The sequence below is a fragment of the Bacillus sp. FSL R5-0523 genome (assembly GCF_037975295.1).
GTDB lineage: Bacteria > Bacillota > Bacilli > Bacillales > Bacillaceae > Bacillus > Bacillus subtilis.
This window is the reverse complement of the sequence record NZ_CP150251.1, coordinates 1,736,963-1,763,460: the sequence shown is the minus strand read 5'-3', so window position 1 is coordinate 1,763,460 and position 26,498 is coordinate 1,736,963. Positions and strand designations below refer to the sequence as shown.

At 43.4% G+C, this 26,498-nt stretch carries 24 protein-coding genes; all 24 read right to left on the bottom strand.

Features of this window, described 5'->3' with window-relative positions:
- Nucleotides 1-144 precede the first annotated feature (144 nt).
- The 24 genes from recA to pnp all read right to left on the bottom strand — a co-directional run bounded on the left by recA (nucleotide 145) and on the right by pnp (nucleotide 26,467).
- On the bottom strand, nucleotides 145-1,191 hold the full coding sequence (gene recA, locus NYE53_RS09130) for a recombinase RecA (RefSeq protein ID WP_003245789.1): 1,047 nt from the start codon (nucleotides 1,189-1,191) through the stop codon (nucleotides 145-147).
- Nucleotides 1,192-1,363: 172 nt separating this feature from the next.
- Nucleotides 1,364-2,614, bottom strand: coding sequence for a competence/damage-inducible protein A (locus NYE53_RS09125; RefSeq protein WP_339248273.1), 1,251 nt, complete (start codon nucleotides 2,612-2,614; stop codon nucleotides 1,364-1,366).
- Nucleotides 2,615-2,631: 17 nt separating this feature from the next.
- Nucleotides 2,632-3,213, bottom strand: a complete 582-nt coding sequence (pgsA, locus tag NYE53_RS09120) for a CDP-diacylglycerol--glycerol-3-phosphate 3-phosphatidyltransferase (protein WP_003244753.1) — start codon at nucleotides 3,211-3,213, stop codon at nucleotides 2,632-2,634.
- 48 nt (nucleotides 3,214-3,261) lie between these two features.
- The gene (gene rodZ, locus NYE53_RS09115) at nucleotides 3,262-4,128 is read right to left on the bottom strand and encodes a cell shape determination protein RodZ (protein ID WP_010886511.1); all 867 of its coding nucleotides are present in this window, start codon (nucleotides 4,126-4,128) and stop codon (nucleotides 3,262-3,264) included.
- Between the two features lie 66 nt (nucleotides 4,129-4,194).
- On the bottom strand, nucleotides 4,195-4,986 hold the full coding sequence (locus tag NYE53_RS09110; RefSeq protein ID WP_003220998.1) for a YmfK family protein: 792 nt from the start codon (nucleotides 4,984-4,986) through the stop codon (nucleotides 4,195-4,197).
- Between the two features lie 129 nt (nucleotides 4,987-5,115).
- Entirely contained in the window at nucleotides 5,116-5,373 is a 258-nt protein-coding gene (locus tag NYE53_RS09105; protein ID WP_003245199.1) for a DUF3243 domain-containing protein, read from the bottom strand.
- 80 nt (nucleotides 5,374-5,453) lie between these two features.
- A complete protein-coding gene (efpI, locus tag NYE53_RS09100) occupies nucleotides 5,454-6,182 on the bottom strand; it encodes an SDR family oxidoreductase (protein WP_208556837.1) in 729 nt (242 codons plus the stop codon).
- A 55-nt stretch (nucleotides 6,183-6,237) separates the two neighbouring features.
- On the bottom strand, nucleotides 6,238-7,524 hold the full coding sequence (locus tag NYE53_RS09095; protein WP_003244823.1) for a pitrilysin family protein: 1,287 nt from the start codon (nucleotides 7,522-7,524) through the stop codon (nucleotides 6,238-6,240).
- Nucleotides 7,521-8,801: a pitrilysin family protein gene (locus tag NYE53_RS09090; RefSeq protein ID WP_339248270.1), complete on the bottom strand. Its 1,281-nt coding sequence runs from the start codon at nucleotides 8,799-8,801 to the stop codon at nucleotides 7,521-7,523. Before NYE53_RS09090 ends, NYE53_RS09095 begins: the two co-directional genes overlap by 4 nt.
- Nucleotides 8,802-8,980: 179 nt before the next feature.
- Complete coding sequence (bcbE, locus tag NYE53_RS09085) at nucleotides 8,981-10,192, bottom strand: bacillibactin exporter BcbE (RefSeq protein ID WP_031600514.1); 1,212 nt, start codon at nucleotides 10,190-10,192, stop codon at nucleotides 8,981-8,983.
- Nucleotides 10,193-10,330: 138 nt separating this feature from the next.
- Nucleotides 10,331-11,056, bottom strand: a complete 726-nt coding sequence (locus tag NYE53_RS09080) for a GntR family transcriptional regulator (RefSeq protein WP_003245732.1) — start codon at nucleotides 11,054-11,056, stop codon at nucleotides 10,331-10,333.
- Nucleotides 11,057-11,199: 143 nt separating this feature from the next.
- Nucleotides 11,200-13,563: a DNA translocase SpoIIIE gene (gene spoIIIE / locus NYE53_RS09075; protein WP_046160414.1), complete on the bottom strand. Its 2,364-nt coding sequence runs from the start codon at nucleotides 13,561-13,563 to the stop codon at nucleotides 11,200-11,202.
- Between the two features lie 130 nt (nucleotides 13,564-13,693).
- Complete coding sequence (tepJ, locus tag NYE53_RS09070) at nucleotides 13,694-13,906, bottom strand: TepA modulator TepJ (RefSeq protein WP_003231871.1); 213 nt, start codon at nucleotides 13,904-13,906, stop codon at nucleotides 13,694-13,696.
- Nucleotides 13,903-14,640 (bottom strand): translocation-enhancing protein TepA, encoded by a 738-nt coding sequence (tepA, locus tag NYE53_RS09065; protein ID WP_003245712.1) that lies wholly within the window; start codon nucleotides 14,638-14,640, stop codon nucleotides 13,903-13,905. Before tepA ends, tepJ begins: the two co-directional genes overlap by 4 nt.
- A 115-nt stretch (nucleotides 14,641-14,755) precedes the next feature.
- A complete protein-coding gene (rnjB, locus tag NYE53_RS09060; protein ID WP_003231875.1) occupies nucleotides 14,756-16,423 on the bottom strand; it encodes a ribonuclease J2 in 1,668 nt (555 codons plus the stop codon).
- Nucleotides 16,424-16,600: 177 nt separating this feature from the next.
- Nucleotides 16,601-17,473 (bottom strand): 4-hydroxy-tetrahydrodipicolinate synthase, encoded by an 873-nt coding sequence (gene dapA / locus NYE53_RS09055; protein ID WP_014476832.1) that lies wholly within the window; start codon nucleotides 17,471-17,473, stop codon nucleotides 16,601-16,603.
- Nucleotides 17,474-17,503: 30 nt separating this feature from the next.
- Nucleotides 17,504-18,718, bottom strand: a complete 1,215-nt coding sequence (dapG, locus tag NYE53_RS09050) for an aspartate kinase (protein ID WP_015483233.1) — start codon at nucleotides 18,716-18,718, stop codon at nucleotides 17,504-17,506.
- A gap of 91 nt (nucleotides 18,719-18,809) precedes the next feature.
- A complete protein-coding gene (asd, locus tag NYE53_RS09045) occupies nucleotides 18,810-19,850 on the bottom strand; it encodes an aspartate-semialdehyde dehydrogenase (protein WP_049140028.1) in 1,041 nt (346 codons plus the stop codon).
- 125 nt (nucleotides 19,851-19,975) lie between these two features.
- Complete coding sequence (dpaB, locus tag NYE53_RS09040; protein ID WP_003231884.1) at nucleotides 19,976-20,578, bottom strand: dipicolinate synthase subunit B; 603 nt, start codon at nucleotides 20,576-20,578, stop codon at nucleotides 19,976-19,978.
- A 2-nt stretch (nucleotides 20,579-20,580) separates the two neighbouring features.
- Nucleotides 20,581-21,474: a dipicolinic acid synthetase subunit A gene (gene dpaA, locus NYE53_RS09035; RefSeq protein ID WP_003231888.1), complete on the bottom strand. Its 894-nt coding sequence runs from the start codon at nucleotides 21,472-21,474 to the stop codon at nucleotides 20,581-20,583.
- A gap of 194 nt (nucleotides 21,475-21,668) precedes the next feature.
- A complete protein-coding gene (locus NYE53_RS09030; RefSeq protein WP_003231890.1) occupies nucleotides 21,669-21,926 on the bottom strand; it encodes a YlmC/YmxH family sporulation protein in 258 nt (85 codons plus the stop codon).
- 77 nt (nucleotides 21,927-22,003) lie between these two features.
- Nucleotides 22,004-23,233, bottom strand: a complete 1,230-nt coding sequence (locus NYE53_RS09025) for a pitrilysin family protein (RefSeq protein WP_339248266.1) — start codon at nucleotides 23,231-23,233, stop codon at nucleotides 22,004-22,006.
- 39 nt (nucleotides 23,234-23,272) lie between these two features.
- Nucleotides 23,273-24,232 carry a polysaccharide deacetylase family protein gene (locus NYE53_RS09020; RefSeq protein WP_133953820.1) on the bottom strand — a complete coding sequence of 320 codons (960 nt, stop codon included), beginning with the start codon at nucleotides 24,230-24,232 and terminating at the stop codon, nucleotides 23,273-23,275.
- Between the two features lie 117 nt (nucleotides 24,233-24,349).
- On the bottom strand, nucleotides 24,350-26,467 hold the full coding sequence (gene pnp, locus NYE53_RS09015) for a polyribonucleotide nucleotidyltransferase (RefSeq protein ID WP_003231897.1): 2,118 nt from the start codon (nucleotides 26,465-26,467) through the stop codon (nucleotides 24,350-24,352).
- Nucleotides 26,468-26,498 lie beyond the last annotated feature (31 nt).

The following is a 26,498-nucleotide window of genomic DNA, read 5'->3' as shown; positions in this document are numbered from 1 at the left end:
TTCCATTTTGCACACGTTTTGTTAGACGAATAAAGCCCTAAAAAAGTTGTCAAAAAAAGCAATATTTTTATCATTTTTTTGCAAAATACAAAAAAGCTGAGTTTTTCACTCAGCCTTTTGTATCATTTGAAACTTATTTTATTTTTATTCTTCAAATTCGAGTTCTTCTTGTGTCTCTTCAGCTTGCTGCTGCACTACTCCGTTATTATCCAAGCCGTAATGTTCGCGAATTTGCTCCTGGATCATCAGCATGATATCTTTATTTTCTTTCAGGAATTGTTTTGCATTTTCACGGCCTTGACCAAGACGCTCTTCTTCATAAGAGTACCATGAACCGCTTTTTTGCACGATATCAAGTTCAGTTCCTAGATCAATGATTTCGCCTTCTTTTGAAATGCCTTCTCCGTACATAATGTCAACCTCGGCTGTACGGAACGGCGGAGCCACCTTGTTTTTCACGACTTTGATTTTCGTTTTGTTCCCCATTACGTCGTTGCCTTGTTTCAGCTGTTCAGCACGGCGCACTTCAAGACGCACGGAAGAGTAGAATTTCAACGCACGGCCGCCAGGAGTTGTTTCCGGGTTCCCGAACATAACGCCGACTTTTTCACGAATTTGGTTAATGAAAATCGCGATTGTCTTCGATTTGTTAATGGCCCCTGAAAGCTTACGAAGCGCTTGAGACATTAAGCGTGCTTGTAAACCGACATGAGAATCTCCCATGTCGCCTTCAATTTCCGCTTTCGGAACGAGAGCGGCTACAGAGTCGACAACGACAATGTCAACTGCCCCGCTTCGAACCAATGCTTCCGCAATTTCAAGCGCCTGCTCGCCTGTGTCAGGCTGAGACAGTAAAAGCTCTTCAATGTTAACACCGAGCTTTTGCGCGTATACCGGATCTAACGCATGCTCCGCATCGATAAACGCGGCTTGTCCGCCCTGCTGCTGAACTTCAGCAATCGCATGAAGCGCCACAGTTGTTTTACCTGAGCTTTCAGGACCGTATACTTCAATAATCCGTCCGCGAGGATATCCGCCAATTCCCAGTGCTGTATCAAGAGCTAGGGAGCCGCTTGGGACAGTAGAAATTCTTGTATCTGTCTTTTCTCCCAGTTTCATAATGGAACCTTTGCCGAACTGTTTTTCTATTTGTTTAAGAGCCATATCTAAGGCTGCCTGACGATCACTCATTCTATTTTTTCCTCCTTTATGTTACCACTACATATACTATACCCTGTTTGAAGGGATTTGCCAAGAAAAAAGCGAACGCATATTCGGATTTTTTCTTGGCGTGATTCCTATCAAAATATCATAATGTATCAGAGAAATCATGTTTTCTTAGGAGGATAATGTGCTGAAAATATTATTTTTGCTCTAAAAGCTTTAAGATTAAGTGGCAGCCGTATTTAGCGCCGCGTTTTCTGATCCCCGTTCTGGAGCCAGCAAAGTGAAACTCGTGAACCTCTTCTTTACCATTTGCGGAAATGCCGATAAACACATGCCCAGGCTCATGCCCTTCTTGAGCGTCAGGTCCTGCTACACCAGTAAAGCTAATGCCGATATCGCTGCCAGTGAGTTTTTGAACACCCTTAGCCAGTTCGGATGCACACTCCTTGCTGACCGCCCCAAAACGATCTAATGTTTCCTTCTTGACACCAAGCACATTCTGCTTCACGTCGTTTGTATAGCAAACAACGCCCCCGGCAAATAATTTTGAGGCACCGCTATGATCCGTCAGCCATTCAGAAAACAGCCCTCCGGTAAAGCTTTCTGCCGCAGAAATTGTAATGCCTTTTTCCTTACACGCTATAGATAGCTCTTTTACAAGAGAAGTATCATCGTAACCATAGAAAAATTCACCGACACGCTCTAAGATAACGGCCTCTGTTTCTTTTAACAGACGCTCTGTTTCCTTTTCATCGGCGTGTTTGGCTGTCAGACGCAGCGTCACCTCTCCATCAGCCGCCAAAGGCGCAATTGTCGGATTGGTTTGTGCATCAATAATATCTTCCAAATCGGCTTCAAGCTGAGATTCACCGATACCGAAAAAGCGAAGAACGATTGACACAATTTTTTCATTTGAACCCATCTTTTTCAGCAGAAGAGGCTTTGCCTCGTTTTCAAACATTGGACGCAATTCGCTCGGCGGTCCAGGAAGAAGCATATAATAGCGCGATTCATGCTCTGTGAGCATTCCCGGGGCCATTCCAAAGTGATTCGCCAGCACGTCAGAGCCTTCGATCACAAGCGCCTGTTTTCGGTTATTAGGTGACATCGTGCGTTTTGTTCGTTTGAAATAGTCCTCAATGGATTGGAATGCCTCATCATTTAACACAAGCGGACGTCCCAGCGTATTTGCAATCGTTTCTTTCGTCAGATCATCTTTTGTGGGTCCAAGCCCTCCTGAAAAAATAATGAAGTCAGAGCGTTCTTCAGCAATGCGGATGACCTGCTTCAGCCGCTCCGGGTTATCTCCGACCGCTGTATGATAAAATACGTTGACCCCGATTTCAGCGAGCTGTTTGCTGATAAATTGAGCATTTGTATTGGCGATTTGGCCAAGCAGCAGCTCTGAACCGACTGCAATTATTTCTGCTTTTTTTGGAAATTCCATGACGAAGTCCTTCTTTCTTAGTTAGATGTTTTTAACGCTTCCCAGTTTTTAGAGAAATATTCCCATCCTGAGACGACAGTAAAGAAGACGGCTACCCACAGCGCCAAGTCTGCAAACGGGAATGACACAAGTTCAAATGGAAGATTATGAAGAAGCAATGCGGATACCGCAATAATCTGTGCCCAGGTTTTGATTTTACCAAGCATGTTAGCAGCTACGACTTCTCCTGTTCCGGCTAAGACAAGCCTTAAACCTGTCACGGCAAACTCCCTGCTGATAATCACAATGACCATCCAAGCTGGAGCGAGATCAAATTGAACAAGGATAATTAACGCTGCGGATACCAGCAGTTTGTCCGCAAGCGGATCAAGAAATTTCCCGAAGTTTGTTACGAGATTCAATTTTCGGGCATAATACCCGTCCACCCAGTCTGTTGTAGATGCAATAATAAATAGAATGGCCCCCGCCAAATGTGCGACCGGGATCGATTCGTCTCCAACTTCGAGCCTGCCCCAGTCAAACGGCGCCAGCATGATAATCATGAAGATTGGGATTAATGCGATTCTAGCTAGTGTGATTTTATTTGGTAAGTTAAACATAAAGCCCCTCCAATTTCATCTCGGACGTGAAGAAAAGTCATCTGATAATTAAGATGACTTTTCTTCCTTTTTATTTACAATCTTTATGGTTTGTGCCATCACTTTTTTCGGATCAAGTTCATATGAAAGAACCTTACCGTTGATTTTTATTTTCAGATTAGGTGCATATCCAGTGCGGATATCAACTTGTTTCTGATCAGTTATGTCTTTTTTATAGGTTTCGTCTTTTTTCAGCGTTCCTTCTTTTAAAGAGCTGCTGTTTTCATCGCGCACTCGAATCCAGGAGCTGTCTGATGCCTTCAGTTCCAGCTCGATTTTATCAGCGCCGGACACTTCATAAGTCGTTAACGATCCTTCAGTGCCAGCAGCTTTAATCTCCAGCTTCTCACTGTCATTTTCTTTTTTCTTATCTTCGTTTTCTTTCGTTTCTTTTTTAGTGTCTGTCTCTTTTTCAGAGCTGTTATTTTGATTCTCTTTCAGCGTTGAGTCTTTAGGGATTTCGTACTTGCTCTCACTTTGCGTAATTGCTTTTTCTGATGCCGCATTGTGATCATCACTGTTTTTGTGATTGGCAAACTGAATGATCGCGTACACAATGGCAATCACGACAATCACGCCGAGAATAACAAGTATCGTTGGCAGCAGCTCGAGCGCCTTAGATGCTGGCTTTGGCATTTCCTTTTGAAGATTCATGCCGGAGATCTTTTCAGACACATCGTCATGATACGTATTAGGGATATCTTTTTTATGCTCCTCAAACAGCTGATCCGCATCAAGCCCAACGGCTTCTGCATATTGCTTGATGAATGCCCGAACATAAAACTTCCCCGGAATAATGTCATAGTTTCCTTCCTCCAAGGCGGTTAAATACCTTTTTTGAATTTTTGTTGCCGCTTGGAGATCATCCAATGACATTGCTTTTTCCTCTCTGGCTTCTTTGAGCCGGATTCCTAGTTCAGTCACAACAAACACCTTCCAATTTTAAAAATCAAAGCTTGAAAACCCGGATTGATCAAACATTTGGGGTTCCTCGGCATGTTCATATGTAATAACCTCATCAGGGTCATTTCTCAGTTCAATAATATAATCAAAGTCATCTAGTGTATACTCTGTATTTTGAACGAATATGTCCGGATGCTCCACCACTTTTGTTGCAGGCAGCCGCATGATTTCTCGGACCAGCTGGAGATGGCGTTCCGATCCTCTTCGTGTTGACACAATTCCGTCAACGATAAAGACATTTTCAGTGCTGTATTCATCGGCAATCAGCTGGCTTCTTATCGTCTGCTTTAGCAAGGTTGATGACACAAACAGCCACCTTTTGCTTGCACACACACTAGAGGCTACAATCGATTCCGTTTTCCCGACACGCGGCATACCTCTGATTCCGATTAATTTATGGCCTTCTTTTTTGAACAATTCGGCCATAAAATCGACTAATAAGCCAAGCTCGTCCCGTTCAAAGCGGAACGTTTTCTTGTCATCGGCATCCCGTTGAATATAACGGCCGTGGCGTACGGCAAGTCGGTCGCGAAGCCTCGGTTCTCTAAGCTTCGTTACTTTAATTGTTTCCATCGTTTTTAAGATTGATTCTAATCGTTTAATTTGATCTATATGGCGGCACCTGAGGAGCATTCCCCTTCTGGAAAGATCGACGCCGTTTATCGTTACGATGTTGATAGAAAGCATCCCAAGAAGAGATGAAATATCCCCGAGCAGTCCGGGGCGGTTCACTTGAATTTCATATTCAAAATACCATTCGAGCTTTGCCAAATGATATACCCCCTTCATTGTGGCAAAATTTTACCTTCCTTTATCATAAAGCATTTTTCTCTAATTAGAAAGAAGAATGTTGCTGTGATGAGGAAAACATAAAAAAGAGAGGAAAAATCCCCTCTCTTCCTAGTGAGTGCTGTTATTTTCAACAAGCTTAACCATCATATTGGCAATGGCGTGCTGTTCATCTTTTGATGCTACACTCCAAAGATCTGCCAGCACTTTTTCCTGCTCGTTCTTAGATTCCACTTCATTAGCCAAGTAGCTGCCGATTTCTGTCGCAAGATCTGTAATCGTATCCTGGCTCATACCTTTATCTTGCGCATAGTTCAGACGGTCGCCAAGGAAGTTTTTCCAGCTATCCCAGTTTTCTAATACTGACATGCTTGTTTCCTCCATTTCATGTGAAGTTACAAGATTATTGTGTCCTTCACAAAAGAAACTATACACCGAATATTTTCGTGTCAGCAGTGCCAGCCGCCATTCACCGACAGAATTTGGCCGGTGATATATGACGCTTTTTCAGACAGGAGAAAAGCTGTTGCATCAGCAATTTCTTGCGGCCGGGCCAGCCGGCCGATCGGAATCTCATCAGCGATCTCTTCTTTTTCAGCCGCGGTGAATTGATTCATCATATTTGTATCAACTGCACCTGGCGCTACTGCGTTTACCCTGATTCCGCTTGGCGCCAGCTCCTTAGCCAATCCTTTTACAAACGAATGCTGAGCTCCTTTTGCCATGCTGTACAGCACTTCACAGGATGCTCCAGTCTCTCCCCAAATCGAGCTGACAGCCACAATCGCTCCCGATTTATTCCGAATCATGCCTGGCAGAAGGTTTCTCGTCAGCATATACGGACTCGCCACATGAAGCTGAACCATTTCCTGGACCGTTGCGTTATCTACATCCGTAATCAGCCCAAAATGGCTTCGTCCGCTGTTTAAAACAATCGCATCAATCGGCTGAACAATTGAACTTGTCAGCTTATCTGCTCCATCTTGCGCGGACAGATCAGCTTGTAATATCTCCGCATTTACGCCAAACATCTGACTTAGTTTTTCAGCAAGCTCCGCTGCCGCATTTTGATTTGTATTGTAATGCAGCAGCAGATTGTATCCTCTAGCTGCAAGGGTTTCGCTGATGCTTTTGCCAATGCCGCCGCTTGCTCCGGTGATTAGTGCTGTTTTGTTCATCCCTCTTTCCTTCTTTCCGCAGAAAAACACCCCTCACACTGGAGGGATGTTTTGTTTATGATTTAGGAACAACCTTGCAGACAGTCAGTCTGTCTGCAGCAATTTCCTCTTGTATTACGTTCTGGACATCCTCGAGGGTAATCTGCTCGAGTACCGTTACAACGTCAAACAGGCTCATATCCAAGAACGCATAACGGGTAAATTGATTGGCGATGTATTCAGGAGAATTCAGCGCTTTTAAGAATGTACCGATCTTTTTCTTTCTGGCAAGTTCAATCTTTTCAGCAGTAATCAGTTCACCGGCGCGCAAAAGCATGCTTGAAATGTCTTCAGCCAATTGATCAGGCTCAGGCGTATCTCCGCCGATCGCCGCAAAACCGAACCCATATTCAGCAGTAAAATCAAAGCTGAACGTTTCGTCAATATATCCTTTTTCATAAAGTGATTCATACTGGGCAGAGCTTTTGCCAAAAAGAGCTTCAAGCAATAAGTTCATTGAAAGTTCATGCTTTAAGAGCTCTTTGCCTAATTTAAACGGATTTTTTGATTTCAGCCCGACAAGGCATTTCGGTCCCTGCACGTTCATTTTGATCTCTTTTTCTTTGCGGAAAACCGCTTCTTGCTCTTTCACTTCTTCCCGTTTGATCTCCGGCTGATCAGTATACGGCTTTTTCCCCTGGTTTTCTCTTACCTGAGAAATAATCGCTTCAGGATCTACAGGTCCGACAATGAAAAGGAGCATGTTACTCGGGTGATAAAACGTTTCATAGCATTCATAAAGAAGGTCTTTTGTAATGTGTGAAATGCTTTCCACTGTTCCCGCTATGTCAATTCTGACAGGATGCTCTTTGTACATGTTTTCAATGACCCCGAAGTAAAGCCTCCAATCAGGGTTATCGTCGTACATATTAATCTCCTGCCCGATAATCCCTTTTTCCTTTTCAACCGTTTTTTCAGTAAAATATGGGTCCTGTACGAAATCGATCAGCGTCTCTAAATTGCGTTCAACATTTGATGTGCTTGAGAAAAGGTAAGCCGTTCTTGTAAATGACGTAAACGCATTGGCAGAAGCCCCCTGTTTGCTGAAATCTTGAAAAACGTCTCCGTCCGCTTTCTCAAACAGCTTGTGCTCAAGAAAGTGAGCAATCCCGTCCGGCACGTGAACCATCTCGTTTTTACCTAAAGGGACAAACCGGTTATCTATCGAGCCGTACTTTGTTGTAAAGACCGCATATGTCTTGTTGAAGCCTTTTTTCGGCAAAACGTAAACATCAAGGCCGTTGGACATTTTTTCATGATACAGCGTCTCCTGAAGCTGTTCATATTCGATTGGTTTGATCAAGATGCACCCTCCGTCCCTTTTAAGAAATAAGTCGTATCAAGCTGAATCTTTTCGCCGGCTTTAATGATATCCTCTTTTGTGACATTCTCAATATTGGCAAGAAAGTCTTCGATAGGAATCTCGACTTGAGCAGCGGCCTGCTGATATAAAAACTCAGATAAACCGTATGCTGTATCAATCGTTTCCAGCACTTGATTTCGAATGACAGCCTTTGTCTGTGCTATATCCTGCTCACTGAAATCGCCATTTTTCATTGCCTGGAATTGCTCAGCAATAATCGAAACCGCCTGTTCATAATTTTTCACTTCAATGCCTGACATCACCATTAACAAGCCTTTAAAACTTTCTATACGCGAAGCCGCGTAGTAAGCAAGACTGGCTTTTTCCCGAACATTAATGAAAAGTTTAGAATGAGAGAATCCGCCGAACAATCCGTTAAATACTTGTAAAGCAGGATAATCCTGATCTGTATAAGTGATGCTGGTGCGGTAGCCGATATTCAGTTTTCCTTGCTTGACATCCTCTTCATCAATTACTTCTTTTGGCTGAACTTTTTCATCAGCGTGATTGTTTTCAATCGTGCCAAGAGTTCGCTCTTCTGTTTTGAAATACTTATCAATTGCCAAATGTACCTGGTTACTGTCCACATCGCCAACTACATATAAATCAAGCTGGTCTTTTTGGATAGCGTTTTGGTATGTTTCGTATAATTGCTCTGCCGTAATGGCATCGACATCGTCGATTTCACCATTGACATGAAGCGCGTAAGGCTCATTTTTGCACATTTCCTGTATCAGCCTTAAATTCGAATAGCGCATTTTATCATCATAGACGGCTTGGATTCTTTGCTTAAGCGTCCGTTTTTCTTGAGCCACATATTGGGACTGAAAAGCATCTCCCTCCAAAGCAGGTGAAAAGACGATTTCTGCGAGAAGCTGGAGCCCTTTCTCAAGTAGCGGCGTTTGGTCTTTTAAATATTTTTCATTCGGAATTTCAAGCCTGAACGTAATGACGTGCCGCTCTCCTTTTTTCGTAAGATCAGCCGATACTGACGTGCCGTACAGCTCATCCAGGTATGAACGCAATTCTGCGGTTTTCGGATGGCTTTTCGTTCCGCGAAGAAGCACATGCGGGAGCAGCGCTCTTTTGGTGACTTGATCCTTTGTCAGCGGCGCAAGCATCTTAAAAATAAGCGAGACGGTTTTGAATTTTTCTGTTTCTACAATGTGTGCGGTTAAACCGCCGTGCTTTGATTTGAGTTCATTAACATATGACATATGGAACCTCCTTCGTTCATTTCTTCATTAGTATGTATTATGACCAATTTTCAGCATTCGCAGAAACACTCTTTCATGTAATTATAGCAACTGTAGGATTTATAAGGAAACAATAACCTCCGCATGCTGTATAGGTACAGTTGTAAACTGTGCAAGAAAGCGCAAAAAAAGACGGCTGGCTAGACCGTCCCTAAGTTTTTTTCTTCTTCTTCACTTTTTTTAGCATCTACAGTAAAGAGCACTAAAAATAAAGAAACAATGCTGCAAAACGCCGAGAGTATGAAAATAATCCAGTTTGCATTAGACATTAATGCAGCAAAAACAGGTGGACCGAGAGCTACTCCTATAAAGCGCATGCTATTATAGAAGGAGGAAATGGTTCCGCATTGTTCACTTTCAATCCCTTCGGTTATCAATGCATCTAAAGCAGGAAGAGCCATTCCAATCCCAATCCCGCCAAAGCTTAAAAAGACAAATAAAAAATAAAAACTGTGGTTCCACCACAAGGCAATAAACGAAAGGGTTAACAGAATCATTCCTGTAACAACGCAAAATTTCATTCGGCCTTTATCTTTACCGATCTTTTTGCCAGCTATAAAAGAACTGGTTGACAAAAATAAAAGTGGGATTGCCAGTAATCCGCCTTTAGCTACTCCGTCAATGGCATACTTGTTCTCCAGCGTATCTGATAAATAAAATAATACGCCAAATAACAAAAACATAATGACACATCCGATAATGAAGACCGTATAAAGCCAGCGACCATCCTGTTTAAAAATTTTCTTCACACTCTTAATAAACTCAGAAACAGCAGGCGCATCTTCATCTTCTTCAGGCTTGGCCACCAAAAACAATACGAGCAAAAAGCTGATCAAACAGAAAAACGGAATAAACCAAAACGGTACAAACCAATACCAAGAAGCCAGTAAGGCTCCAAGTATGGGACTCAGTACCTTCCCTGACGTGTTGGCGGTTTCAATATCGCCAAGACCGGCGCTGACCTTTTCATCGTCTCCTTTAAACAGGTCGCCGATAAACGGCATGACGATCGGAGCGGCACCTGCAGAACCAATGCCTTGAAGAACCCGCCCCGCCAAGATCATAGCATAAGGATTTTTCATATAGGTCGAGGCAAAAGCAGCTACGGCTCCCCCCAATCCTGCAATGAGGAGGCATGGAAGCAATATTTTTTTTCTCCCGAAACGATCCGACAAATATCCGGCAATCGGAATGCAAATAATTGCTACTACTGAGTATACAGTAATGATTAAAGACACTTGAAATGAAGTCACAGACAGCTTTTTCTCCATCATCGGAAGAACAGGAATCAGCATGGAGTTCCCGAGTGTCATCACAAGCGGGACGGAAGACAATGCAATAATATTTTTCATTCCATTTTTCTCTCTCAACATTTTCACCCATTCACTTTCTTGTCATCCCTTATATATTGCGTTAACCGGAATGAAAGTATGTACAAAGAAACATGAATCAGTGCAAATAAAAAAACAGACACATACAGGCGTCCGTTTTTAGAATCGTTTACGCAAAACATGAAATCTGAATTTATCTGCTCTAAAATAATTTAAAGAATAAAGCACCGGTTTATCGTGCTGATCGTAATGGGTTTGTTTTAACAGCAAAAGAGCTGTTTCCGGATCGCATTCAAGTACTGGAGAAATGGTATCGTGATAGCCGATCGGTTCTATATCAGTTACTGCATAGCTGATTACGGAGCCTGAATTTTTCTCAAGCAGGTCAAACATAGATTCTTGCTGATGAGAAAAAGAATTCGGCAAAATATTCATCGGAATTTTGTCTATACAATACACAATCGGCTGTCCGTCAGCTGTCCTGACTCGTTCAAGGTAAAAAAGTTCTTGCCCTTCTGCCAAGTGAAATCTCTTCGTATCATCTTCAGACGGCATAAGCACTTGTGATGATAGAAAAATCGTGCCAGGGGTCATATTCGCCTGTTCTATCATCTTGGTTACACTGTTCAGCTGTTCAATGCCCGAAAGAAATAACGGCTTAGAATGGACAAAAGTGCCTACACCATGCCTTCTGATAATCACATGCTCTTCTTCCAGTATCCGCAAGGCTTCTCTTAGCGTCGCTCTGCTGACACCAAGCTTTTTGGAAAGCTCAAATTCAGAAGGCAGCTTTTCCTTCTCAGTGTAGATCCCATTTTTTATATCCTCTTTAATTCGTTCAATTACTTTCAAATACAAGTGCCGATTATCAGCTTTTGTAGACATGTTTCCCCTCCGTAAACCACTTTCGATAAAAATTATTGAACAATTGGGACAACTATATCATGTTTTGTCGAAAAAATAAATAGAAAGGTGATCAGTTTACATAATGTTATTATTGACAACTACAGAAAGCGGAACTCCCTTCATTAAGAAGAGAGCTCATCATATTTCTCTTTTGATAATAATACTTCCCTAGGTTTGCTGCCTTCATACGGTCCGACAACACCGCGTTCTTCCATTGCGTCAATCAGGCGCGCCGCTCTCGTATAGCCGATTCTGAATCTTCTTTGCAGCATTGAAACAGATGCCGTCTGCATGCCGACGATTAATTCAACAGCTTCATCATAAAGTTCATCAGTAACCTCGGAATGAGTTTCCGTTGTCTCCTCAGGAATCATTTCTTCTTGATATTGCGCTTTCTGCTGCGTAATCACATGGTCGACGACCTTCTCCACTTCGTCATCCGACAAAAATGCTCCCTGCACACGGACAGGTTTATTAGCCCCTACAGGTAAAAACAGCATATCGCCGCGGCCAAGAAGCTTCTCAGCGCCACCCATGTCAAGAATGGTCCTTGAATCCGTCTGTGAAGATACGCTGAACGCGATTCGTGACGGAATGTTCGCTTTGATCACCCCTGTGATAACATCCACCGATGGCCGCTGTGTCGCAATAATAAGATGGATGCCGGCAGCCCGCGCCATTTGGGACAATCTCGTAATCGAATCTTCCACATCAGATGAAGCGACCATCATGAGATCGGCAAGCTCGTCCACAATGACAACAATATAGGGCAGCTCTGGCTGTTTCGCTCCTTCTTCATTGTTGGCGCGTTTTATATAATCATTGTATCCTTCAATATTTCTTGTACCCGTATGAGAAAATAATTCGTACCGCCGCTCCATTTCATTGACAACCTTTTTCAAAGCCTGCGACGCTTTTTTCGGATCGGTTACAACCGGAGCAAGCAAATGCGGAATCCCGTTGTAGACATTTAGCTCTACCATTTTAGGATCGATCATCATCATTTTCACTTCATGTGGTTTCGCGCGCATTAAAATACTTGTAATAATGCCGTTGACACAGACACTTTTCCCGCTACCGGTTGCGCCTGCGACCAAAAGGTGGGGCATCTTGTTTAACTCAGCCAATACAGCTTCACCTGAAATATTGCGGCCGAGTCCAATTAACAGCTTCGCATCCGGTCTGTCATTCAATTTAGACTCCAGCACTTCCTTCAGCGAAACCATTGCCACTTCTGCGTTTGGAACTTCAATTCCGATTGCTGATTTGCCTGGTATAGGCGCTTCGATCCTGATATCCTTCGCAGCAAGCGCAAGCGCTAAATCATCGCTTAAATTGACAATTTTGCTAACCTTCACTCCGACATCAGGATATACTTCATATTTTGTTACGGCCGGTCCGAGATGAACCTGTGTGACTTTCGCCTTTACGCCAAAGCTTTGGAATGTGCGTTCAAGCTTTCTGGCATTTTCATAAATATTCTTTTTATCAGCCTGCTGGCCGGTATGCTTCGGATCTGCCAGCAAATCCAGTGACGGCATCTCGTAATCCTTATTTTCGAGCTCTGTAAAGGTCATAGGAGGAGCAGAAACAGTTTCCTGATCACCTGTCTCCGGTTGGATGTCCTGAAGCGGCTTCGACACAGGTTCGGGGCGCTTTTCTATAACTGGAGACTCTTCCTCTTCATTACGATCAGAAAAGCTTGAGATAATCGGCTCTGAATGAATAAGAGGCGATACTGTTTCATAATCCCCCTCTTCATCAGGAGGCTCCGGTTCCATTTGCTGTTTTTTGCGGGCCGGTTTTTGTTTTTTGCTCGGCGCTTTCGTTTTTTTCGATGACTGCATATTTGATTTGAAGGATTTCATATCATCAATAAATGCTAACCATTGTTCTTTTATAAAACGTCCAATCGGGCTCATCCACTTTTTCAGCGTTTCTTGCAGCGAGCGTCCTGTTACTAAAATCATTCCGATCAAAATCATGACAATCGCCATGATCTGAGAACCAGTCGACGCAAACAAAAAGTGTGAAGCCGCAAACAGCAGCGCACCGATCATCCCTCCGCCTAAATCAGGTGAAGCAGAGCTGCCATTCATGTCCATTAAAAACAATTCCCACGTATTGCGCACCACGCTTGCAGACTCAATAGACCCTTTGTGCGTCAAATTTTTAAATAGCTGCACGTGAGAAAGCAGCAATATGCTTGCGATGATACAGTACAACCCAGCCTTTCGTCTCGTTAAAAGGCTTGGGGTTTTTTTCTTCCAAAACAGTGAGACTCCTAACACCAATAAACCTAACAAGCATAAAATAAACCACTCTCCAGCAAAAAAGCGGAACAAATAGATAAACGTTTGCCCGACTACCCCCAGCTGCAAGATTGCGATAATTGAAATGGCTATACACAGCAATCCGTTAAGCTCGTATTTTATATTGAGCTGTTTCGCCTGTTTTTTTCTTGATTTTCGTTTTTTCTTTGCCACATTCATCACCTTACTGCGTTAAAAAATGTAAGTTCATACATAATGAAGAAAGCAGCCGTTTACAGGCTGCGTTTTTTCTGTAGGATTCCCCTATTATAGCATATTTTGCCCTTAAAAAAGGGTTGGATTCTTATACGTTTAATTTCAGCTTTTGTCCGGGTGAAATGTCCGGATGCAGAAAATGCATTGGATTGGTGCTCATGATTTGAATGACTTCCGCTTCATTCCCTTTCATTTCGACTAGAAGCGGTACACCTTTATATTCAATTTGCTCATGTGCGCTTGTCTCTTGGTTCTGTTCTGCAAACACAATTTCCTGCGGCATCACGGTATAAAGAATCATTGAATCATCCGTCCTTCTTCTTTCCTTGCTTCGTCGATGAGCTCATTCAGTTTATTGATTGCCTGTCCGACGCCGCCTGCGTGATCGATCAATCCGTATTTAACTGCATCCTTACCGACTACATTTGTTCCGATGTCGCGTGTTAAGTTTCCTTTTGAAAACATTAGCTCTTTAAATTTCTCTTCGGTTATATTGGAATGGCTTGTCACAAATTTAACAACTCTTTCTTGCATCTTATCCAGGTATTCAAACGTTTGCGGCACCCCGATGACCAGCCCGGTGAGCCTAACTGGATGAATCGTCATCGTTGCTGTTTCGGCGATATAGCTGTAATCACAGGATACAGCAATCGGAACGCCGATGGAATGCCCCCCGCCAAGCACGATAGAAACGGTCGGTTTCGATAAAGATGCAAGCATTTCCGCTATTGCAAGACCAGCTTCAACATCTCCTCCGACAGTATTTAATATGATCAGCAAGCCTTCAATTTTGGGATTTTGTTCAATTGCCACAATCTGCGGGATGACATGTTCATATTTTGTTGTTTTGTTTTGCGGAGGAAGCTGAACATGGCCTTCAATTTGTCCGATAATGGTCAGACAATGAATATTTGTATCTTGGGGCAGCTGCGGAAGCGTCGTTTCACCAAGCTGCTGTATTTTATTCATAATGCTGTCCTTCGCATCATTTTTTTCAGGACGCTCTTCTTCTGTGTTTTCCATACGATGATCCATCTCGCTTTCATCCTTTCCGAGTTTCTCTTTGTATTATGAACAAAGATACTTCATTCAATCCCGGCTTGAAGGACAAAAAATAAAGACCGGAGCAGCTCCGGTCTTTAGTCAGTCATTATACTTCCATAATAATTGGGATGATCATCGGTTTACGTTTCGTTTTTTCATAAAGGAATTGGTTCAAAGCATCCCGCATTGCCTGCTTCAGCGTTGACCATTCGACATTTGATGTTTCAGTCGCTTCTGTCACGATGGACCGGACGAGCTCAGTAGCCTGTACGATTAGACCTTCAGACTCTCTTACATAAACAAAGCCGCGAGTGATAATTTCTGGTCCTGATACAAGATGTTTCTTTTGTTTATCAAGTGTAATGACAACGATTAAGATTCCGTCCTGTGAAAGCAAGCGGCGGTCTCTCAATACGATATTGCCGATATCACCGACACCTAGCCCATCAATTAAAATATTGCCGTAAGGAACTTTATCCCCGATTTTTACGTTTTGGCCGCGGAATTCAACGACGTCTCCTTTTTCAATTAAGAAGATGTCACTGCGCTTCATGCCGGTTTCTTCAGCAATTTTTGAATGAGCTTTTTGCATTCTGTATTCGCCGTTTACAGGAATCAAATATTTTGGTTTAAGCAGGTTGATCATCAGCTTTAACTCTTCTTGTGAGCCGTGGCCTGATACATGAACACGCTTTTGGGCAAAGATGACTTGTGCACCGGCTCTCGCAAGAAGATCTACTGTTTTAGAGTAAATGAGTTCCTGCCCGGGAATCGGAGTTGACGCAATGACCACCGTATCCCCTTCTTCAATGTTCAGCTGTTTGTGAGCTTTGTTTGCCATTCTTGTCAAAGCAGCTAATGGTTCACCTTGGCTTCCGGCTGTAATAATGGCCACTTCGCGCTTCGGATATTTTTTGACATCCTGTACAGAAATAAACAATTCATCATCTGCTTCAATGTATCCTAACTTTCTCGCCAGCTGCAGGACAGATTGAAGATTTTTTCCGGCTACGGCAATCTTTCTGCCATTTTGAGCCGCTGCATGAATGACTTGCTGAATCCGGTTAATATTGGATGCGAAAACAGCAATAATTACCCGGTTCTGTGAATTATACAGCGCATCAGAAATTTCTCCGCTGACAGCCGCTTCCGAAGGGGTGTAACCCGGCCGTTCCGCATTTGCACTGTCAGAAAGCAGAGCGAGCACGCCGCTATTGCCGATCTTGGCGATCTCGCCAATGTCGCATGTCTGATTAAGTGCAGGTGTTTGGTCAAATTTGAAGTCTCCCGTGCATACAATAGATCCAAGTGATGTTTTAAAGCTCACACCTACAGAATCAGGAATGCTGTGAATCGTTCTAAAGAACGATACTTTTGTTGATTCAAATGTAATGACAGATTTTGAGTGAATTTCTCTTAAATCAGTTTTTCGGTTATGTCCGTATTGTTTTAATTTCTCTCTTAACAGTGCAAGCGTCAGTTTTGTTCCGTACACTGGAACGGACAGCTTGTTTAATAAGTAAAAAACGCCGCCGATATTTTCATCGTGCCCGTGCGTTAAAAAGATTGCCTTGACGCGGTCAGCCCGTTCAATCAAATATGATATGTCAGGAATCACTACATCAATACCGAGCATTTCGTTTTCTGGATGCATAAGGCCGGCATCAACGACAAATATGTCTGAGTCAATTTCAATGACATAAAGGTTCTTCCCAATCTCTCCGACACCGCCAAGGGCGATAATTCTAACGTTTTCTGTATTTTTCTTTTTCAAAATCTATATCCTCCTAGTCTCATACCCGTCCATCATCACTTGTTCCTATTATAACTGAAAGTAAATTTAGAAAACAAGATAAAGCAGAAGGTTTAGGGAAAACCAATATGTAAAAGAAACGGTCAAACTCAGCTGAATGTGAGAATGACCGCGTTTGTTTCACTGTATGAAATTTTCTTACAGTTCGCTGATCGTGCTGCTTAAGCTCAGACGTTCATCCTCAGTTAACGGGACTAGAGGCAGACGCACAGAACCGACATCAAGACCTCTCAGCTGAAGCGCTGTTTTGACTGGAGCAGGATTAGGCGCTTTAAACAGTTCCTTCATAATCGGCAGCAGTTTCTGATGGATCAGTGCCGCATTAGCTGTTTGCCCATTCGTATAATTTTTAATCATTTGCTGCATATCAGAGCCTGCAATATGGCTCGCCACTGATACAACTCCTCTTCCTCCAACTGAAAGAATAGGAAGCGTCAGAGCGTCATCCCCTGAATAGACATAGAAATCTTCCGGTGTTTCAGCAATTATTTTTGTAATCGCTTCGAGGTCTCCGCTCGCTTCTTTAATCGCAACCACATTCGGAATGTCCGCCGCCAAACGGATCGTCGTTTCAGGAGCAAGAGAAGCAACCGTACGGCCAGGAACATTATAGAGCATAACCGGAAGAGATGTCTCTGCCGCAATTGCTTTAAAATGCTGGTACATTCCTTCTTGAGAAGGTTTATTGTAATACGGGGTAACAAGCATAACAGCGTCCACGCCCGCTTCCTCAGCTTTTTTTGTCAGCTTAATGGAATCTTTCGTGTTGTTGCTTCCAGTACCAGCGATAACGGGCACCCGTCCGTTTACTTCTTTTACCGTATATTCAAAAAGCGCAATTTTTTCTTCAGTTGAAAGGGTCGGAGATTCTCCAGTTGTTCCCGCTACTACTAAAGAATCCGTTCCGTTTTTCAACAAGTAATCAATCAGTGTAGACAGTTTTTGAAAGTCTACGTTCCCTTTATTGTCAAAGGGTGTAATCATCGCTGTAGACACATTTCCGAAATTCATTTTATTCACCTCATCATGATTCAATCACATTTACTTCGAAAGTTCAAACACTTCATGCAAAGCGTTTACAGCAGGAACCATATCCGCTTCATGGACGAGCACCCATATCGTCGTATGGCTGTCAGCCGACTGAAGGATCGGAATTTCTTTTTCTGAAAGAGCCGATACAATTTTGGACGTAACACCGGGAACACCCATAATGCCCGCGCCGACCGCCGATACCTTCGCGCAGTTTCTCGTCACCATTGGATCATAGCCCATATCCATTAAAATACGCTGAGCTGTTTCTGTTTTATTTCCGGCTACCGTATAGACGATTTCACTAGGTGTAATGTTAAAGAAATCGACACTGATTCCAGCGTTTGCCATAGCCTTGAACACTTCAGTCTGAACGTTATACTGGCCGATTTTCGCAGGCACTTTGAACTGCGTGACATCTTTGACATGGGCGATTCCCGTAATCAGCCTTTCAAAAACATCACTGCCGACCTTGGAAGAGTGATGTGATGTCACCAATGTACCTTTATCATTCGAATAAGTCGAACGGACGCGGATCGGAACCTTGGCCTGCATTGCGATTTCCACCGCACGCGGATGAATGACCTTGGCCCCCTGATACGCCAGGTTGCAGATTTCCGTATACGTCACAACAGGAAGCGGTTTTGCATTTTCCACCACTCTTGGGTCAGCAGTCATCACGCCTTCTACATCGGTGAAAATATCGATGTATTCCGCATCAACAGCTGCTCCGAGTGCGGCTGCAGACGTATCGCTGCCCCCTCTGCCGATTGTAGTTGTATCACCCTTTTCAGTTGCGCCCTGGAAGCCTGCGACGACTACCGCATCATGATTGGCGAGCACACTGAATAAACGCTCCGGTTTCATTTCAATGATTTTCGCATTGGTATGCTGATCATTCGTTAAAAAGCCCGCCTGAGCCCCTGTCAGCGCAGCTGCTTTCACACCGTTATCAAGCAGCATGCTTGTAAAGACGACAGAGGAAATAGTCTCTCCGCAAGATAAAAGCAAATCCTGTTCCCTAGGAGAAATCGCTGACTGATCGCCGTAAAGCAGCCCGAGCAAAGAATCTGTTGCATACGGGTCCCCTTTTCGGCCCATCGCTGAAACGACAACGACAACCTTATATCCTTCACTGATTGCTTCTTTAATATGCCCTAAAGCCAGTTTGCGGCCTTTATCATCTTTTACTGATGTTCCGCCGAACTTTTGAACAATTATCTTCACTGTTTTCACTCCAAATTATTCGGACGTAACAGAAGAGAGCAGGCTGATAGCGCCTTACTCTCTTCTATTCGTCTTTAAAAAATTCTCTCTTTTATACGAGGTTTAGTTTTTTCAGGCTTTCTGCAATTTGAACAGAGTTCCATGCCGCGCCTTTTAATAGGTTATCAGAAACAACCCATAAATGAAAACCGTTTGCTCTGTCCAAGTCTTTGCGGATGCGGCCTACAAACACATCGTTTTTGCCGACAGCATCAGCAGGCATCGGATAAAGCTGCTGGCTTGGATCATCCTGAAGTGTCACGCCCGGAGCTTCTTGCAATAGATTTTTAATATCTTCAACTGTAGCGTCATCACGGTCTATTTCGATGTAGACGGACTCTGAGTGCCCAGTTTGGATTGGCAGTCTCACACATGTAGCCGCTACTTGAAGGTCAGGCATGTGCATGATTTTTTTCGTTTCATTTATCATTTTCATTTCCTCAAACGTATAGCCGTTATCTTGGAATTTATCGATTTGCGGAATCGCGTTGAAGGCGATTTGATAGTGTTTTTTGTCACCTTTTACAGGCATGATCTCAGGCTCTATTTCTTCTTTATTTAAAATCGCCTGTGTTTGGCTGTAAAGCTCTTTTACAGCTTCATTACCCGCTCCTGATACTGCCTGGTAAGTTGATACGATGACTTTGTTTAAGCCATATGCTTTGCGGATCGGTTCAAGTGCCGCAACCATTTGGATTGTAGAGCAGTTTGGATTGGCAATAATGCCATTGTGTTCATGCAAGTCTGCCTCATTCACTTCTGGCACAACAAGCGGTGTATTTTCATCCATGCGGAACGCGCTCGTATTATCTATAACAATAGCGCCGCGTTTTACAGCTTCTGGTGCCAATGCTTGTGATACGCTTCCGCCGGCGCTGAACAAAGCAATATTTACCCCTTCAAAGCTCTCAGGAGAAGCTTCCTGAACAGTCAGCTCTTGGCCTTTAAACGTGACTTTTGTCCCCGCAGAGCGTTTTGAAGATAGCAATGTAAGTGTGTCCATTTCAAAGTTTCTGTCTTCAAGTGTTTTAAGCATTTGTTGTCCCACAGCCCCTGTCGCTCCGACAACAGCTACGTGTAAACCTCTTCCCATCTGTAAAACTCCTTCCGCCAATCAGCTTCATTGAATTGATTTGACTATGATTTTACGTTTTATTTTACCATAGAATATGCGGGTGATGACCGAATTTTTTAGTTTGGGAAAGATTTTCTGTAAATTTAGTCATTTCCCTGATAATTCTCAACTAGAATCGGCTGAAGCTGCTGGTGCATGAGTGCCTTTTCAATCGTTTGCGGTAGCAGATCCATTTTGGCTACCATTGAATTCGGTTTTTTAAAGGGATCGTCTTGCCCGAATGGAATAAAAAAGATATTTTTTGTTGACATGAGCCTCATTAAATTTGTTCCGTTTAAACCAAGAGCATCATTTGTCGAGATACCCAGAACGACAGGCCGATTGTTTCGGATTGTCGCTTTTGCCGCCATCAGCACCGGGCTGTCCGTCATGGCATTTGCCAGCTTGCTCATTGAATTGCCTGTTAAAGGCGCAATGACCATGCAGTCAAGGGGCAGCTTCGGCCCAAGAGGTTCTGCCTTTACAATCGAATCAATGGCCTCATATCCAGTCAGGTCTTCAATTTTTTTAACCCATTCTGCGCCCTCTCCAAATCGGGTATTTGTAGATTTTACATTAAATGTGACAACCGGACGGACTTCAGCTCCTTCGTTGACCAACGCCTCAATTTGCGGGAAAACCGCTTCATATGTGCAATGCGACCCGGTCAGCCCAAACCCGATTCTTTTTCCTTTTAATGACGACATCCTTATTTCCCCTCCTCAGCTTGTATTTCAGCCAAAAGCTTGCTCAAGACGTTTGCAAGGATTTGCCCAGCTGTTTTAGGAGCGACAATCCCTGGAAGCCCTGGAGCAAGAAGTGCTTTAATCCCTTGTTTCTCGGCATATTTAAAATCCGTTCCCCCGGGACGTGAGGCCAGATCCAATATTAAGGTTTTTGGTGTCATGCTAGAAAGTACCGTTTGATTTAAAATCATACTCGGTATGGTATTAATGCAAATATCTATATCTTTTACATGCTCTTTCAGCTCATCGGTATGAAAAGGAACGAGCCCCATTTCAGTGATACGTGCCAGATGCGCTGAACTTCTTGCCCCCACTTTTACATTCGCCCCGAGCGCGGCAAATGTACGGGCAATCGTCATCCCGGTGCGCCCCAGACCGAGAACGGCCACCTGTGATCCGTGTATCGTATAATCCGTGTGCTGAATAGCCAGCATGATCGTTCCTTCTACTGTCGGAATAGAGTTGTATATCGCAATGTCATCCCGCTCAAACAGTTTAACAAGTTTTCTTTTTGCCTGAGCTGCAATGTTTTCTAAATAGGCGTTAGAAATGCCTGAGAAAATGACACAATGTGCAGGCGTTCTGTCGAGATGGTCCTGTTTTAACACAACTTCTTCATTAGAAAATACAGTTGATACGACACCTTCTCCTGTTGTCGCGGATACTGGAAGAATGATGCTGTCTATTTGCTGAAAAGGAATTTCATCAATATTGCATTTTACTGCCCCGGTAAAACCGTGATCCAATTGGTCAAAACCGACAAGATAGATATCAGCCTGCTGTTCAGTGAGCTTTCTTATAATTTCGAGCTGTCTTGCGTCACCGCCGATAACTGCAATTTTCAATCCGGTTAACATTCTAAACGTTCACCTTCTTTGTATATACTGGATCTCTAGTTGTTAAGCTCCCCTTCATCTTATGATCAAAAGGAAATACCGGTGAATATAAAAGATGCGCTTTTTCCATATAAAAAAACACCGGCTCCGGCAGCCGATGTTTCAGATGTTTTCTTTAGAGCCCGCTTCACAGGCAATTGGGCTATTTGGGCTATTTACTCTTGTCGAGGAGGCATTTCCTCAGGTACATCTAATATAATCATATCTGAACCGATCTTTTGAATATGGTGCCATGGGACACGAATGTCATGACCTTGCTTTCTCAAACCAAACCACTTAACTGTGGGAATGAGGAGTGCTGTAATCTGTCCATCCTGTTCATTGATTTCCAAATCGGTCTGGCCGAGCACTCCGAGCCGTTCAGCTCTTTTGATGTCTACAATTTCCTTTCCTGATAATTCACTGAGCCGCATGTCTGTCACCCCCTTGTACTATGTATGATGAAAGGGATTAAAAAATGCCTGCTCCATTATGGAGCAGGCTTTCCTTTTTAAGACGGCATATTGCCGGAAGGGCTGATAAGTGCTAATGCATAGTCTTCGGTAAACAATTGTCTGGCAAGGCCGTTAACACGCTCTAAGTTCACGGCGTTTAATTCATTGATGATTTCATCTAATGTTTTATGTTTGCCGAGCAGCAGTTCATTTTTTCCGTTTCGGCTCATTTTGCTGTTTGTGCTTTCTAAGCTCAGCATTAAGCTTCCCTTCATTTGCTCTTTGCTGTTTTCCAGTTCTTTTGAGGTAATGCCGTCACGTTTTAATGTGGCAAGGGTTTCTTGAATTGTTTCCGACAGCTGCTGAAGCTGATTTGCACCCGTTCCGCCGTAAATAGTGAGCATTCCGCTGTCCTCATATGAGCTGTGATAGCTGTAAACAGAATAAGCAAGTCCTTTATCTTCACGCACATCTTGGAACAGCCGGCTGCTCATGCTGCCTCCGAGCACATTGTTGAGGACGATTAAATCATAAATACGTTCATGGCCAACCTCTAAGCCTTTAAATCCAAGGCACAAATGAGCCTGCTCTGTTTCTTTTTTTCTCGTCAGTTTTTCCGTGTGGAACTCAGGCTTCTCAAGGCCTGTCGCTTTGCCTTTCGCCTCGTATGACCCGAACCATTTTTCTACATCTTTGATAAAACTGTCAGATATATTGCCCGCTACCGAAATCACCACTCGGTCCGGCGTATAATAATCATGCATGTATTGTCTGAGAGAGTCACCGTTAAAGGAAGCAAGCGTTTCTTCCGTGCCTAGAATTGGGTAGCCTAAAGAATGATTGCCGTAAGTGGCTTTGCTCAATAAATCATGTACAATGTCGTCCGGCGCATCTTCATACATTTTAATTTCTTCATATACTACATTTTTCTCTTTTTTCAGCTCGTTTTCATCAAACGTTGAATTAAAGAACATATCTGCTAATACGTCCAGCGCGTAATTCGCATGCTCGTCAAGCACCTTTGCATAGTAGCAGGTATATTCCTTTGAAGTAAACGCATTGACCTGGCCGCCAATACGATCAAAAGATTCTGCTATCTCGCGTGCAGATTTTGTGCTCGTCCCTTTAAAGAACATGTGCTCTAAAAAGTGAGAAATTCCGTTTATCTCCGGCGTTTCATGTCTCGAACCTGTGCCGATCCATACGCCGATCGCAACAGAACGGACTGTCGGGTTATTTTCCAGCACAATTCTTACACCATTTTGACACGTATATCGTTTAATCAAATTTGTTCCTCCTATTCAAAGACAAGCTGCCTTCATCTGTTACTTCAATAGTCTTGTTTCATCCATTAGTTCAGTGACTGTTCCAAGCGCATATCCTTTGTCTTTTATCTGTGTAATCAGCGCTTCAAGACTTTCCGCCGTAGGGTCAGTCGGATGCATTAAAATCATGGCACCATTATGTATCTTGCTTAACACTCTCGTCTGAAGTACAGACGGAGCCGGCTTTTGCCAATCGATTGTATCAACTGTCCACATGACTGTTCCCATCTGTTTCTCTGCTGCAATGTCGATAACCGCTTTTCTGAAACTTCCGCTTGGCGGAGCGAACCACTTTGGCTTAACGCCGATCGTTTGTTCTATTTGTTCATTAGTCTTGTCGAGCTGCTCGGAAATTCTTCCTGTAGTCAGTTTGCTCATATCCGGATGATTGTATGAATGATTTCCGATTTCATGTCCGTCTTTTGCAATCTTCTTAGCGAGCTTTTCATTGTTTCTCACCCAATTGCCTTCTAAAAAGAACGTAGCTTTAACCTGGTGCTTTTGCAGAATAGGGAGCATTTTTTCCAAATACTCATTTCCCCATGCCACATTGATTAAAAAAGCCACCATCGGTTTGTCAGGATTTCCTTTATAAATAGGCTCAGGCTGAAGTGACTCAAGATGAACACTTGGTTTTACTTGACTGTACACCAAATCTTTTTCCCGAAACTCACCATGCTTTTTCATTTTTTTATATGATTGTTCAATATTGACCTTTAATCCATTGTAGCCTGGAATGCTTTTCCACACTTTATCAATTCTTGCATTCTGGGGCTTAACTTCGTACTCCGGCGCTTTTTGAAGCAATTCTTCATATAACGGGTCTTTTGACGCCGTGACAGTCACCGTATCTTTTTTCATTGCCCCTATATAATCAAGTGCATGCGGATTTTCCATCATCTCAAATGAGACAAAAAAAAGAAATAAAAAAACGGCAAACGGTACAAATTTTTTGTACATGTTCTGTCCCCCCCTCACCTCACATTATGAAGGAGAAGGACAAGGTAGAACCCGCCTGCTTTTGAAAAGCTTCAAAATAAAGAAGCCGGGTCTCCCAGGCTCCTTTTATGTTTTCATTTAAGATTGTTGTTCTTCTTTTTCTTTCTCTTCACGGAGCACCGCTTTGCGGGATAAATTCACTCGTCCTTGTTTATCAATTTCAGTGACTTTGACAAGAATCTCGTCTCCGATTTTTACAACATCTTCAACTTTCCCTACGCGTTCAAGCGCAAGCTCTGAAATGTGCACCAAACCGTCTTTTCCGCTGAAAATTTCAACGAAAGCACCGAATTTTTCAATCCGTTTCACTTTACCTAGGTAAAGTTGGCCGACTTCAACCTCTCTAACAAGGTCTTCGATGATTTTTTTCGCTTTTTGGTTGCCGCTTTCATCTGTAGAGGAAATAAAGATTGTGCCGTCCTGCTCAATATCAATTTTAACACCGGTTTCTTCGATGATCTTATTGATTTGTTTTCCGCTTGGTCCGATGACATCGCGGATTTTATCAGGATTAATGGTCATTGTTAAGATCTTAGGCGCATATCGAGAAAGCTCTTTTCTTGATTCGCTTAATGTTGCAAGCATGCTGTTGAGGATTTCCATTCTGCCCTTTTTCGCCTGCTGAAGCGCTTCTTCAAGAATCTCTCTGGAAAGGCCTTCAATTTTAATGTCCATTTGCAGGGCCGTTACGCCTTTTTCGGTTCCTGCTACTTTAAAGTCCATATCTCCGAGCGCGTCTTCCATGCCTTGGATGTCAGTCAAGACAGTGTAATGTTCGCCTGATTTGACAAGACCCATCGCAATACCAGCAACTGGCGCTTTAATCGGTACACCAGCATCCATCATTGCAAGTGTGCTTGCGCAAATGCTTGCTTGAGATGTAGAACCGTTTGATTCAAGCACTTCTGAAACAAGACGGACAGTATAAGGGAAGTCTTTTTCAGACGGAATAACTGGCTCAAGCGCACGCTCACCCAGTGCTCCGTGTCCGATTTCACGACGTCCCGGTCCGCGCATCGGTCCTGTTTCCCCAACGCTGAATTGCGGGAAGTTGTAATGATGCATAAACCGTTTCGACTCTTCGACACCTAAGCCGTCAAGGATTTGCACATCTCCCAGAGCACCTAGCGTACATACGCTGAGGGCCTGAGTTTGTCCCCTTGTAAATAGACCTGAACCGTGCGTTCTTGGCAAGAGGCCAACCTCTGAAGAGAGCGGGCGGATTTGATCGACACCGCGGCCGTCCGGTCTTACTTTCTCTTCAGTAATCAGGCGGCGAACTTCATTTTTCACCAGCTTGGATAAAATCTGCTTCACTTGCTTGATTGTGTCTTCATCATGTTCTTCATCCTCGAATTTTGCCACAACTGCGTTCTTCACTTCGTTAATAGCATCTTCACGGGCATGCTTTTCATGAACTTGGATGGCTTTCAGCAGATCCTCTTCTGCCAAAGCTTTTACTTTTTCATTAAGCTCTTCATCAATTTCAAAGAGCTTAATTTCAGATTTCTCTTTGCCGACCGCTGCAACAATTTCTTCTTGGAATGCAATCAGGCGTTTAATCTCTTCATGGCCGAACATAATGGCCTCAAGCATGATTTCCTCAGGAACTTCGTCCGCTCCCGCTTCTACCATGTTAATCGCATCTTTCGTGCCGGCAACGACAAGATTGATGTCGCTTTTTTCAAGCTGATCGACTGTCGGGTTAATGATAAATTGATCATCAATGCGTCCGACAGTAACCCCTGCAATCGGTCCTTCAAACGGAATATCCGATACAGAAAGTGCAAGAGATGAACCGAACATGGCAGCCATTTCTGAAGAGCAGTTTTGGTCAACACTCATGACAATGCTGATGACTTGAACTTCATTACGGAATCCATCGGCAAACAAAGGACGGATCGGACGGTCAATTAAACGGCTGGCAAGAACCGCTTTTTCACTTGGACGTCCTTCTCTTTTAATAAATCCGCCCGGAATTTTCCCTACCGCATATAATCTTTCTTCATAGTTTACAGTAAGAGGGAAGAAATCAAGCGGTTTAGGTTCTTTTGAAGCGGTTGCTGTACTAAGTACTGCTGTATCACCGTAGCGGATCATCACAGCACCATTTGCCTGTTTGGCAAGCTGGCCGGTTTCAACAGTAAGCGTTCTTCCGGCCCAATCTATGGTAAAGACATGTTTTTCTTGTCCCATACAATTACGAACTCCTCTCTTCGTTGTGTGA